This window comes from Geomonas anaerohicana, from assembly GCF_016458305.1.
Taxonomy (GTDB): Bacteria; Desulfobacterota; Desulfuromonadia; order Geobacterales; family Geobacteraceae; genus Geomonas; species Geomonas anaerohicana.
Map to the genome: position 1 here is coordinate 543,976 of NZ_JAEMHL010000001.1, position 12,293 is coordinate 556,268.

At 64.5% G+C, this 12,293-nt stretch carries 6 protein-coding genes; 2 read left to right on the forward strand and 4 right to left on the reverse strand.

Features of this window, described 5'->3' with window-relative positions:
* Position 1 precedes the first annotated feature (1 nt).
* The 4 genes from JFN91_RS02260 to recC form a co-directional block, all read right to left on the reverse strand.
* Positions 2 to 799, reverse strand: a complete 798-nt coding sequence (locus JFN91_RS02260; protein WP_199387580.1) for an alpha/beta fold hydrolase — start codon at positions 797 to 799, stop codon at positions 2 to 4.
* A gap of 228 nt (positions 800 to 1,027) precedes the next feature.
* Entirely contained in the window at positions 1,028 to 2,824 is a 1,797-nt protein-coding gene (gene recD, locus JFN91_RS02265) for an exodeoxyribonuclease V subunit alpha (protein WP_199387581.1), read from the reverse strand.
* A 174-nt stretch (positions 2,825 to 2,998) separates the two neighbouring features.
* Positions 2,999 to 6,370, reverse strand: coding sequence for an exodeoxyribonuclease V subunit beta (recB, locus tag JFN91_RS02270; protein WP_199387582.1), 3,372 nt, complete (start codon positions 6,368 to 6,370; stop codon positions 2,999 to 3,001).
* Between the two features lie 283 nt (positions 6,371 to 6,653).
* Positions 6,654 to 9,890 (reverse strand): exodeoxyribonuclease V subunit gamma, encoded by a 3,237-nt coding sequence (gene recC / locus JFN91_RS02275; protein WP_199387583.1) that lies wholly within the window; start codon positions 9,888 to 9,890, stop codon positions 6,654 to 6,656.
* 282 nt (positions 9,891 to 10,172) lie between these two features.
* On the opposite strand from recC, the gene JFN91_RS02280 reads away from it, so the two are divergent.
* Positions 10,173 to 11,105, forward strand: a complete 933-nt coding sequence (locus tag JFN91_RS02280; RefSeq protein WP_199387584.1) for a polysaccharide deacetylase family protein — start codon at positions 10,173 to 10,175, stop codon at positions 11,103 to 11,105.
* Between the two features lie 56 nt (positions 11,106 to 11,161).
* Complete coding sequence (locus JFN91_RS02285) at positions 11,162 to 12,199, forward strand: endonuclease/exonuclease/phosphatase family protein (protein ID WP_199387585.1); 1,038 nt, start codon at positions 11,162 to 11,164, stop codon at positions 12,197 to 12,199.
* Positions 12,200 to 12,293: the final 94 nt, after the last annotated feature.

A 12,293-nucleotide genomic window follows, 5' to 3' on the forward strand; every position in this document is an offset into this window, starting at 1 on the left:
GTTACTCCGGCAGCGAGTTGAGGAACTCGATCAGGGTCTGGTTGAAGATCTCGGGCTGCTCCATGTTGACCATGTGCCCGGCTTTATCGATCACCTTGCTCCGGCAACCGGAGAGGCCATCAATCAGCGTCTGGGCGGCTTCGGCGGGAGCGGCACGGTCCTCGGCCCCGGCTATCACCAGGGATGGGTGCCGGAAGGAAGGGAGTAGCGGCGTGTAGTCCTTGCGGTCGCGCATGGCGAGCAGGCCGCCGGCCAAACCTTTGGGGCTGGTGTCGCGCATCCAGGAGGTGACGCGGGCGATCAGTTCCGGGCTGGTCTGTGAGGTTTCCGCGGCAAAGAGGAGTTCGGCGAAGATCTTGATGATCGGGTTGGCGCCCAACCGTTCCGCCTCGGCGGCCATGGCCTTGCGGCGCTCACGCCCCGCCTCGTCATCGGCGTTGCTCCTGGTCGCGATGAAACAGGCGGCGCGAACTCGGTCCGGGTAGCGCTCCAGGAGGTTCATGAGGATGTAGCCGCCCATGGACATGCCGCCGATGACAGCCTTGTCGAGCTTCAGGGCGTCGAGGAGGGCGATGATGTCGTCGGCGAACCGTTCCATGCTGTAGCCGCCGGCGGGGGCGTCGCTGGCGCCGAAGCCGCGCAGGTCAGGGGCGATGACACGGAAACCGGCGGCGGCCAGCGGCTTAAGTTGCGGCTGCCACATCTGGCGGTTCAGCGGGAAACCGTGGATGAGGAGGACGGCGGGGCCGGTGCCCGCGTCGTCGTAGGCAAGATTTATATCATCAACATTGATGTTCATGGCTGCTCCTTAGGTGGAAGGCGAATGATGTCGGAACCATCAGGGAAAAAAGGTGCAACAAGTTCTTCTTGGCTTCTTCCAGCTTCCCCCTTTTGCAAAGGGGGATTGAGGGGGATTTGACCACCGTTGCAGCTAAGATGCTGTGGCTACCTCGGCTAAATCCCCCCTGCCCCCCCTTCGCAAAGGGGGGAACCTCAGGCCCCGTGCATCGCTATCAGGGCGACAGTATCAATGCCCCCACAGTCGTTCCCGCAAGCCCGATCGTCTCTCGACCCGGCGACCGATGGCCGTTGCGAGCAACTCTGTGGATGACACGATTTGTACTGATTTCTTCGCCCTCGTAATCGCCGTGTAAACCAGTTCCCGCGTCAGCACCGGGGTGTCGCGGTCGGGGAGGACCAGGAGGACTTTCTCGAATTCGGAGCCCTGGCTCTTGTGCACGGTCATGGCGAAGGCGCACTCGTACTCGGGGAGCCGCAGCGGCAGCACTTTCCTCATGCCGCCGGAACCGGAGGGGAAAAAGGCGCGCAGTTCTCCGCCGTTCTCGGCGTCCGGCAGGATCAGTCCCACGTCGCCATTGAACAGCCCCAGGTTGTAGTCGTTCCTGGTGATCATCACCGGCTCACCGGCGTAGCACCGGCCATGCGGGTTGAACAGCCCGGCCTGCGCCAGCCGCTGGCGCACCAGCAGGTTTAGGGCCTCGACACCGTACGGGCCGCTGCGCATGGCGCACAGGATACGGAACCGGCTGAATTCTGCAAAGGCTTCTTCCGGCGTCTGCGTGCGCAGATAGTCTCCGTAACCGTCTGTGATGCGCCTGGCAAGGGCATCGGCGAGCCCCGCGGCAGGCGGCAGGGAGGCCAAGGAAACGTCGCTCAGGGTCGGATCGAGGCAGGCCGCCAGGGCGCCTTGGGCGTCGCCGGCGTTGACCAGCGTGGCGACCTTGCCGATGCCTCCTGAGGACGAGAAACGATAACTCTTGCGTAGCAGCACCACGGCATCGCCGAGCGGCCCGATGCCGGGCTGGACCTCAACCGCATCACCGGCCACGTCGGCGGCCAACTCTGCGAATGCGGCGGAGAAACCGTGCGCTCCGCCGGTGTCGCACATGTCACCCAGGACAGCGCCGGCTTCGACCGAGGCGAGCTGGTCCCGGTCGCCGAGCAGGATCAGGCGGGAATCCTGGCGCAGCGCACAGACGAGCTTTGCCATGAGCGGCAGGGAGACCATCGACGCCTCGTCGACGATGATGACATCGTAGGGGAGCGGGTTGTCGCTGTTGTGCCGGAAGCCGCTGGAACCTTTCAGGTAGCCGAGCAACCGGTGCAGGGTGAACACCTCCTCCGGGATCAGCTCGCGCACTACGGGATCCGCCTTGTCGAGTCCTCCGGAGATGGATTCCTTGAGGCGCGCGGCGGCCTTGCCGGTGGGGGCCGCCAAGGCGATGCGGAGGGCGCTGCCGGCACCGGCGGTTTCGGCTTGTTCCAGCAGCAGCGAGAGCACCTTGACCACGGTGGTGGTCTTGCCGGTTCCCGGCCCGCCGGAGATGACGCAGAAACGCCTGGTGACGGCGGCAAGGGCCGCAATGCGCTGCCAGTCGGTCTCGCCCGGAGTGGGGGGGAAGAGGCGCGCGAGGCCCTTCCGCAGCTGTTCGCGGTCAAATGGCGCCGGTTCTCCCCGGTCCAGGATCGCCTGCGCCAGTTCGCTCTCGTAGCGCCAGTAGCGCTGCAGGTAGAGGCGCCCCGTGGGGTCCAGGATGAGAGGCTTGAACTCGCCGGGGGCGCCGACTGCGGGGGACGCTTTCAGGCGGTCGCGCCAGGTCGACGTCGATTCGAGGCGGAAACCCGCGGCACGCCCCTCCTCCAGTGCTGTGTCGAGATCGAGGCAGACGTCGCCGGCGGTGACCCCGCGGCTCAAGAGCGCGGCGGCAGCCTCGACGTGCTGATCCCGGCTCCCTGCCAGGCGGCAGATGAAGGCGGCGAACTGCCGGTCTATGTCGTTGAGTTGAACTCCATCAGGAGTCATAGGGGCACCTTCTAAAGCTTGAAAGCATGAAGCTTTACCACAGAGGACACGGAGGTCCACAGAGGTCACAGAGGAAAAGCGAATTCAAGGGGAGAACAACAACCTTCTGTTTCCTCTGTGTCCGCCGTGGCTTTTCCTCTGTGCCCTCTGTGATCCGCCTTTCGCCTCACACTCTTATGCCAGATCGAAACTCAGTTGATCGTCGGCACCACTCTTTTTCGACTTCTTGCCGGTTCCCCCTCGCCCTTTGGGAGAGGGCTGGGGCGAGGGAAGCGCTTCTACTGCCACACGCACCGACTCCGGCAGCAGTACAGCGGCCAATTCGGCGATGAACTCCTTGGGCGGTCGGTCGGCGAAGACGCCGTTGCCGGTGCCGTCGATGCCGCGCAGGAAGAGGTAGAAGATCCCGCCGAAATGACGGTCGTAATCGTAATCCTCGATGCGCAGCCGCAGGTAGTTGTCGAGCGCCACAGTGTAGAGGAGGTACTGCAACGGGTAGAAACTCGCCTCCATCTCCCGCTTCAGCGCAGGCTGCCCGTAATCCCCGGCACTGTTGCCGAGGTGGTTGGACTTCCAGTCCACGATGTAAAAACGCCCGTCGCGCTCGAACACGAGGTCGATGAAGCCCAGCAGCATCCCCCGCACCGGCGAGAAGGAGAGCCGGCTGAAGAGTTCTGCCATGTCCACCGGGAAGGCGGCCTTCGCGCCATGATGGTTCATGAAGCGGGTGACGGCGTCCTTGAGCCCGTCGGAGGTGACCTGGGCCAGCGGGAAGAAGAATTCCAGCTCCGTCAGACGCCGCTCCAGGGGTACCTGCGCCAGGGTTATCCCTTGCTCTCCCAGCGGCGCCTGCAGCACGTTCAGCACCATGTCGCGCACGGCGCTGTGCCATTCGGCGGCAAAGCCGTGCTTGTCCAACTGCTCCTCGACCAGCGGCGCCAGTTGGTGTCCGGCCTGGGTGAAGTCGAGGTCTTCGAAGATCTTGTGCAGGAAGATACCGGCCTTGGCCCCTTTGGGGAAAGCGAAGATGCCGGTCGGCTCGACGTCGCGTACCGGGCTGTCCTCGACCGGAGTGGTTTCGTCGCGGTCGGGGAGCTCGGCGGTGTGATGCTGGCGGCTGGAAAGGGAGGTGAAGCTCGCGACGCGCCAGTCACGGGCGATGGTTCCGGTGAAATGCTGCGGCGCCAGTGCCGGCACGTCCTCTGCGCCCTCCCGGAACCCCAGCAGGTCGGCAGCGGGCATCGCGACAGCCTCGATGCTCCCGGCGGAAGCGGCCGCCAGTTCACCCAGGCGCTCCATGATCTTCTCGTCGGATAGCTTCACCTGCCCCTTCACCTCGTCTTGGTCCGGGTGCAACAGGTAGTGCAGCGAACTGTCGGCGGCGTCCTTGAAGGCGCCCCAGACGACGTAGGTGCGGTGCTTGCCGCGGGTGAGCGCGACGTACAGGAGCCTCAGGCTCTCGGCGAGCGCCTCCTGGGCCGCTTTCGCATTGCTCTGCTCCATCTCTTCGGAGCCGATGTCCAGCACCACCTTGCCGTTCTCGTCGTGGAACAGCGCCCCTTCGTCCTTGCCGCTGATTTCGGCCCAGCAGAAGGGGAGGAAGACGATGGGGTACTCGAGCCCCTTGCTCTTGTGGATGGTAACCAACTGGACCGCGGCCTCGTCGGTTTCCAGGCGGACTTCGTACTCCTCTTTCTTGGGCTCCTCGGTGATGCGGCAGGAGAGCCAGGTGACGACCCCTTCCATCCCCAACCGCTCCTTGACCTGGGCCTGGTGGATGACCTCGATGGCGTGCAACACGTTGGTCAGGCGGCGCTCGCCCATCGGCCCGGCGAGCAACCGTTGCCGCACCTTGCGCCGCTCCAGGAACTGCAGGGCCATGGCCATGCAGGAGGCAGAGTTCCAGGTGTCGTGGTAGCCCCGGAATTCCTCCAGGATTTCCTCCCACTTGTCCTCATCGTGGACCAGTTGCGCCAGCTCCGGGCCCGTGACCCCAACCAGGTCTGTGGCGAGCGCACCGCGCAGCAGCGCTTCGTGCCCGGGCTGCGCTACCGCCGAGAGGAGCCGCAGCAGTTCCGCCGCTTCGTCGGTTTCGAACAGGTTTCCCGCGCTGCAGAGTACGCTCGGGATACCCCTGCGGCTCAGCGCCTGCTGCATCAGCCTGGCCTGCCGGTTGGCCCGCACCAGGACCGCCACGTCGCGCGGCCGGACCGGCCGCGGCACCCAGCGTTCCTCTTCGCCCTCCTGCCGGAGTTCCTTGACCGTGAGCTTCCCTGCCGCGCCGTCACGCAGGATGCGCGCGATCTCAGAGGCAACAGTTTCCGGGAGCAGGTCCCACGCCTCACCCTTGTTAATCGGCTTGCCCACATCCTTACGGGGGGCGAACCAGAACTTGAGCGGCGCCTTCCGCTCGCCCTGCTCGGTGAGGATGCTGCGCTCCTTCGGTGCCGCCTCGACCTCGTTGAAGCCGATCTTGTCGTGTAGGAACGGGAGCTCGCGCGAGGTGAAGAGCTTGTTCACCGCCGTGATCAATCCCGGCTCGGAGCGGAAGTTCTGCAGCAGGGTGTGGCGCTGCTTGGTCGCGTCGGCAGCTCCCAGGTAGGCGAAGATGTCGGCGCCGCGGAAGCTGTAGATGGCCTGCTTGGGGTCGCCGATCAGGAAGAAGGGTGCCTCGTACCCGACGGGATAGACGGCGTCGAAGATGGCGAACTGGACCGGGTCGGTGTCCTGGAACTCGTCGATCAGCGCGGCCTGAAAACGTTCGCGGATCAGCCGCGGCAGCGGTGAGCCCGGGCGGGTCAGGGCGGCGTGGAGATCGCCCAGGAGGTCGTCGAAACAGCGCACGTTCTTGAGCCGCTTCCGTTTGGGGAGTTCGGCGCGCAGGTAGTCGAAGAAGTTCCGCTTGAGCGCCAGCAGCCAGTCGGCGTCCTCCTCCGTTGCGGCAGGAGGGTCGGGGACGACGGTGGCGTAGGGATCGCTGCAGACTCTTTTCGCCAGCTTGAGCAGGGAATCGGGGGTGATCTTGGCCTGGTCGGCCGCCGCGATCCTCTCGATCGGCTCGCCGTAGCAGTTGATACGCCAGTAGTCCTGGGCGATCTCCTTGAGGATCTTCTCCTGGTCGGTCAGCAGTTCGGTGTCGCACAGCGAGCCGCTCTCGAAGGGGTTGTCCTGCAGCATCCTCTGGCAGAACCCGTGGATGGTGAAGATGGCGGCCTCGTCGAAGCTGCGCACCGCGTTGGCAAGCTGACGCCGCGCCTTATCGCGGTCGGCGCTCCGCTCCAGGAGCCCGCTCACAAGGAAGTCGTCGCTGGCCCCGGTCTCGAAGGCCATCTCGGCGTCTTTCAGTTTCTGCCGGATGCGCTCCTTGAGTTCCTTGGTGGCGGCCTCGGTGAAGGTGACCACCAGGATGCGGGACACGTCGAGCTCTTCCTCGAGCACCAGGCGCAGGTAGACGCCGGCGATGGTGAAGGTCTTGCCGGTCCCGGCACTCGCCTCGATCAGGTTGCGCCCGCCCAGCGGGGTATGTAGGAGGTCGAATTTCTTCATTTCATATCCTCCCTCTCCCTGTGGGAGAGGGGCGGGGTGAGGGCGGTGCAGTCGGCAACCGGTCCCTTCGTGGCGTCGCCCTCACCCGGCCTTCGGCCACCCTCTCCCAAGGGGAGAGGGGATGGAGGCAACGTATTTCTTTTACGGATTGGCGACGATCTGCCGCTACCTGCCACTCCCCCCTTTGCGAAGGGGGGGCGGGGGGGATTTGCCTCTTCGGAACCAAAAGCAAATCCCCCTAAATCCCCCTTCGCAAAGGGGGCCTTTTACCAGCGTAAGATTGTCACAAATAGGTTTTCTTCTTGGTGCTTTTGCCGCTCTTCACCAGGTTGTCCAGGATCGGATCCCACACTTCCCGGGCCAAGGCCTGGAATTCCTCGTCCAACGGGGGCGCCTCTCCGAAGCAGCGGCGGCAGTACTCGTCCTTGACGTCCCCCTTCTTGTACTCGCTGCCGTTCCAAGCTGCAGCTGCTGCGCCGAGAGCCTTGGCGGCATTCTTCGGCTCGCGGGCATTTTTCACGTACTCGAACGAGGTGTCCGGGAAGAACTTGAGCGGCCGGCTCATCCCTTCCTGGTAGAGCTCGAGGAGTCGGTTCAGGTGCCCTTCGCTCTCGTCGATGGCGGGGAGGTGGACGGTGCTCTTCGCGGCGACGAAGGTGCTCTGCAGCGGGTAGCCCGCGGCCTGCGCGCAGTTGAGCACCAGGTGTTCGACCCAGAGCCGCAACTGGTCCTTGGGCTTCAGGTCGGTGTAGCGATAGCGGACCATCCGGTCGTCGCGCAGGTTTTCCAGCCGGCCGATGATGCGCCCGGCGGGGAGCTTCAGGTCGATGTCCAGGGCGGGGAGCTGAGCGCCGGTGCAAATTTCGGTTACCTTGCCGGCAAACTCGGCCGCCGGGTCGCCCAGCTTCTGGTATAAGGCGGCGCCGCAGACCCCGGGGGGGAGGTCGCCACGGGCACAGGCAACGGCGAACGGCGCCTCCAGTTCCTCACCGCGCAACACCGCCGCCACGATCTCCTGCTCCAGTTGGTATTTCTCCAGCGAGCCGAGGGCGAACGGCTCCACCTCTTCCAGCGGGTCATCCCCCTCCACGATCCGGACGCCGAGCCTGCGCCGCAACAGTTCCTTGGACGGGTTGCACAGGAAATCGACCAGGGACTTCAGCGTGACGGTCTCTGCCTCCTCCCACGGCGGCAGGGGTGCGGCAAGGAACGGCGCGGGCGGGGTGGGGGGGAGCAGCTTGGCCTGGGCCCCGGCGCAGTTTTGCTGCGAATAGCTGAAGTGGCCGTCGGCGCCGGTAAAGTACCTGGGGCTGAAGGGCTGGAGCGGGTGGCGCCGAGCCGCTCCGGCGGGGTGTCCCTCCGCGGTTACGAAGCACCTGGCCAGGTAGTCCTGCAGTTCGCTGACCAGCACGCAGGGGGGGAGTTCCGCGTTGTCCTTGATGCTCTGTCCCACGTAGCTTATGTGCAGCCGCTTGCGGGCGGAAAGGAGTGCCTCCAGGAACAGGTAACGATCCTCGTCGCGCGGCGACCGGTCGCCGGCGCGGCGCTCCCGGGTCATCAGGTCGAAGCCCTGGGCCGCGTTCTTGCGCGGGAACTGCCCCTCGTCCATGCCGATCAGCGCCACCACCGGGAACGGGATGCTGCGCATCGGGAGCATCGCGCAGAAGGTGACGCCGCCGGTCAAAAAGCCCAGGCCGCGTTCGGAGCTGCCGAGCTGCTGTTCCACCCAATAGCGCACCACCTCGAGCCCGATCTCGTCCTCGAAGCCGGCCTGGCTGCCGCACTCCCCCAGTTTCTTCACGATCTCGATCAGGGAGAGGAGTTCGCGCTCCCCGTCCTGGTCCGGGAGGATGAAGTCGTCCAGGATGCGGCGCAAGACCGGCACCCATTCCGCGGCCGGTCTGCGGCGAGAGAGGGCCTGGGTCTCGGCGAACAGTTTTTCGCAGAAGGAGAGGAACCGTCCCAGCACCAGGGCCACGCCCCCCTCCATGTCGTCGAAAGGAAGGATGCCCTTGTAGAAGGAGCGCCCGTCGCCATTCATGGCGTAGCCCAGCAGCAGCCTGTCCAGCCCCGCCGACCAGGAGTTCTCGTGGAACGGGGGGACGCCATGCTCGGCGCGCTGGCCGGCGTCGATGCCCCACCTGATGTTGGCCCCCCTGAGCCAGTCGCGCACGGTCTCCAGGTCGTCCTCGCTGAGGCCGAAGCGGCGCGCCACCGGCGCCGACTCCAGGATGTCCAATACGGTGGCCACGCCATAGCGGCCGCCGCACAGCCCGAGGATGGATAAAAGAGCCTGGGCCGCCTCCCCCTCGTTCTTGAGGCTGCGGTCCGCGATGGAGTAGGGGATGCGCTCGGCGCCGGATTCGGGGTTGCCGAAGGCGGCGGAGATGTAGGGGGCGTAGCTTTCGATGTCCGGCGTCATCACCAGCACGTCGCGGGGCGACAGGGACGGGTCCGCGACGAAGATCGAGAGCAGGGTGTCGTAGAGCACCTCGACTTCCCGCATGGGGGAGTGGCAGGAGTGCACCTGGAGCGAGAGGTCGCCGGCGGTAAGCTGGCGCGCCCCCGCATCGGCACCGCGCAACTCGACGATGTCGCCCTGGACCTCGTGCAGCAGCGAGCCCTGCGGCAGCCCGGCAAAGCTGTCGAGCCTCTCGTGCTCCCCGCAGCCGTCGATGATGGCGTCGAAGAAGTCGCGGCCCAGTTTGCCCCAGGACGCCAGCAGGGGATTGCCGGTCTCGTACCACTGCTCCTTTCCCTCTCCCTGCTTTTCCAGGCGGGCCAGTTCGCGCTCGGAGACGATCTCGCCCCAGTACTGGCGGCAGGGGTTGAGGAGGAACAGGTTCACCTCGGCGTGCTGGGCGAGGCGGGCCAGAACCTCGAGGTGGAAGGGGGGGAGCGAAGGGATGCCGATGACGGAGATGCGCCGCCGGTCCGGGAGCCGGCCGCCGTCCAGCGCCTTGCGGAACTCCTGCAGCAGCCGGGCGCGATGCTTCTGGGGCACCTCCGCGGTCAGGGAGCGCCAGAGCTGCGCCTGCCAGTGATCTTCCTTCCCCTGCTCCCACTCCAGGAGCTTTTCCGGGCGGTAGACGGTGTAACGGTCGAAGGTGTCGGCGATGCGCTGGGCCAACTGCATTCTTTTCAGCCCGTCGGCGTCGTCGGAGAGGTACGCAGCGATCTCCTCGAACCCAGGGTTCGCCGTCGCCTGCTGCAAAAGCCCCAGGATCCTCCAGGTCATCACCTCGGGGGAGAACAGGGGCGCCTCCTCCGGTGCGTCGGGCAGCACCTTGGCGAAAACCCGCTCCACGAACCGGTTGGGGAAAAGGAATTCTCCGTTGGCCCAGACACCGATCCTCGCCGCCAGCTCCATGGCAAGCCAGCGCTGCATCCCCTTGCTCTGCACCACGATCAGTTCCTTGTCGAACGGGCTGCAGGGCGCACGGTGCGGCGCGCGGACCACCTTTTCCAGGCGGTCCACCAGGTGTTCCATGAGGTTGCTGGTGTGGATGTACAGCGGCATCGGTCCTCGTGGTGCGGGGGCGTGCGGGGGATTTCCGGGGGGGGAGGCGGACCCTGCCCCGCGGATGGCAAAACATATCATATCCTCCTGCAGCTGTCTCGGTGAAAAGCGGCCTGCGGGGCGGCGTCCCGCCCTTTGTGGCTGCTTGCATTGCGCGCCGGTTTTGGATATATTTTGTCTTTGCATTTCCTAATTAGTTTACGTTGTTTGTCTGGTTTTCCCCGTCACCGACAACCCACCGGCCCAATAATGGAGGCCTGTGCGACATGCAAAGGAGAGGTCATGAAGCCCTTCATCGAAGAGGCCCTCGCACGCGCTTATTACCGGGTGAAGCCTTGGATGTCACGTCGGTTTCAGATCATGCTGCGCAGCGCAGTGGCAAAATACAAACGCTATATCTTTCAAAACGTCTGGCCCATAGATCCGGCCGCTGGCGCGGTGCCGCCAGGTTTCAGGGGGTGGCCGCAGGGAAAACGCTTTTCCGTGGTGCTGACCCACGATGTGGACACGGCCCGAGGTGTGGCACGGTGCGAACAACTGATGGCCCTCGAGCAGGAACTCGGCTTCCGCTCCTCGTTCAATTTCGTCGCGTATGACTACCATCTCCCCCCTGCCTTGCGTAACAAGCTCGTCAGCCACGGGTTCGAAGTGGGGTTGCACGGTCTGGAGCATAACAGGAAGCTTTACGAATCGGCCGAAACCTTTGAGCGGCATGCCGTGCAGATCAATAACTACCTGAAGGAATGGGGAGCGGTCGGCTTCCGCTCCCCGTGCGTCTACCATAACTTCGAGTGGCTGCACCAGCTGGATATCATTTACGAAGCGTCGGCGTTCGATACCGACCCCTTCGAGCCGCAGTCGGACGGACTGAAAACGATCTTCCCTGTGCAGCAGACCAAGGTCCCGGGAAGGGAGTACGTGGTGCTCCCCTACACGCTTCCCCAGGACTTCACCATGTTCATCCTGTTTCGGGAGAAGGACATCAGTATCTGGAAGGAGAAGCTGCGCTGGATTGCTGAGCACGGCGGCATGGCCCTGCTCATCACCCACCCCGACTACATGAACTTTGGTGGCGAGGTCGGGTATGACGAGTATCCTCATGAGTTGTATCGGGACCTGCTGGACCATATCAGGAAGGAGTACCAAGGGCAGTACTGGCACCAACTGCCCCAAGAGGTCGCGTGTTTCTGGAACAAGAGCATGTGCAAGCTGTGAAACGACGCAGGGGAGGCGTCGGCGGGGCAGCCCCCGGCGCCAAGGGAGGCAGGCGGATGAGTATGTTCAACTGGCTCCTCGGACTAAACGCGGCCTATATCCTTTTGCTGGCCGCCATCACCATTCTCAACTGGGCCGGCCCGGACAGATTCTGGGTCGGCGCTTTCAATTTTTACCTCCCCCAACTCATCTGGGCGGTCCCGGGCCTGCTGCTGGCCCTGGTCGCCTGCCGCAGCACCAAGATCCTGGTGTGGGCGCCCCTGGTGGGAGTCCTGTGGGTTTTGGGACCGATCATGGACTGGCACTGGTCCACGCAAAAGGCGTGGGCAAACTCCCCGCAGACGCTGCGGGTGATGACCTGGAACGTCAAGTACGGCAAGCGCGACCTGATGCCGCTGGTCGAGGAACTGGCCAGGAGCCGCCCCGACATCATCCTGTTCCAGGACGCGGTCGATGCCGGGGACGGGCCGCTGGCGGATTACCTTGCCGGCTGGCAGATGTACAGCGAGGGGCAGTACCTGGTCGCCAGCAGGTTCCTCATCTCCGACGTCGAAGTGCATGATCTGCCTTACCATGAGAGAAAGGGAGAATCTTTCCTGCGGTGCCGGGTGCGGGTCGGTTCCCGCGACATCTCCCTCTACAACGTTCACTTCAAGACCCCCCGGAGAGGCCTGAGCGCTTTCCGCAAGGTGCGCCGGGGCGCCTGGTACATACCCAAGGCCATCGATCGCTTCGAGGCCAACGTGGATACCCGCCTCAGGCAGGCACGGGCGGTGTCGGGGTATCTTGCGCAGGAAAAGGGGGACGTCGTGGTGGCCGGCGACTTCAACTCGCCGGACCACTCGCTGGTCTGTGAGACGCTGAGGGAAGCAGGCCTCAGCGACGCCTTCGTCCAGGGGGGGAGGGGGTACGGTTACACCTACGGGCATTTCCTGCTCAAGAACAAGGTGCCCTGGCTGAGGGCGTCCTGGATGCGCATCGACCACATCATGACCACCCCGGGGATCAAGGCCCAGCGCTGTTGGGTAGGCACCAGCAGGGCCTCGGACCACCGCCCCGTGATAGCGGACTTCATCCTCAGTGATTCCCGTTAGTTTCCTTTTGTCATACCCGTTACTGTTTGCACTTTTCAACAGATAGTGCTAGTTATGGACGTTCCGTCAATGCGAGACCGTGAAGACCGCGGCA

Coding starts and splice junctions, on each gene's coding strand:
- JFN91_RS02260 (WP_199387580.1), bottom strand. CDS start 799: ATGAACATCAATGTTGATGATATAAATCTTGCCTACGACGACGCGGGC.
- recD (WP_199387581.1), bottom strand. CDS start 2,824: ATGACTCCTGATGGAGTTCAACTCAACGACATAGACCGGCAGTTCGCC.
- recB (WP_199387582.1), bottom strand. CDS start 6,370: ATGAAGAAATTCGACCTCCTACATACCCCGCTGGGCGGGCGCAACCTG.
- recC (WP_199387583.1), bottom strand. CDS start 9,890: ATGCCGCTGTACATCCACACCAGCAACCTCATGGAACACCTGGTGGAC.
- JFN91_RS02280 (WP_199387584.1), top strand. CDS start 10,173: ATGAAGCCCTTCATCGAAGAGGCCCTCGCACGCGCTTATTACCGGGTG.
- JFN91_RS02285 (WP_199387585.1), top strand. CDS start 11,162: ATGAGTATGTTCAACTGGCTCCTCGGACTAAACGCGGCCTATATCCTT.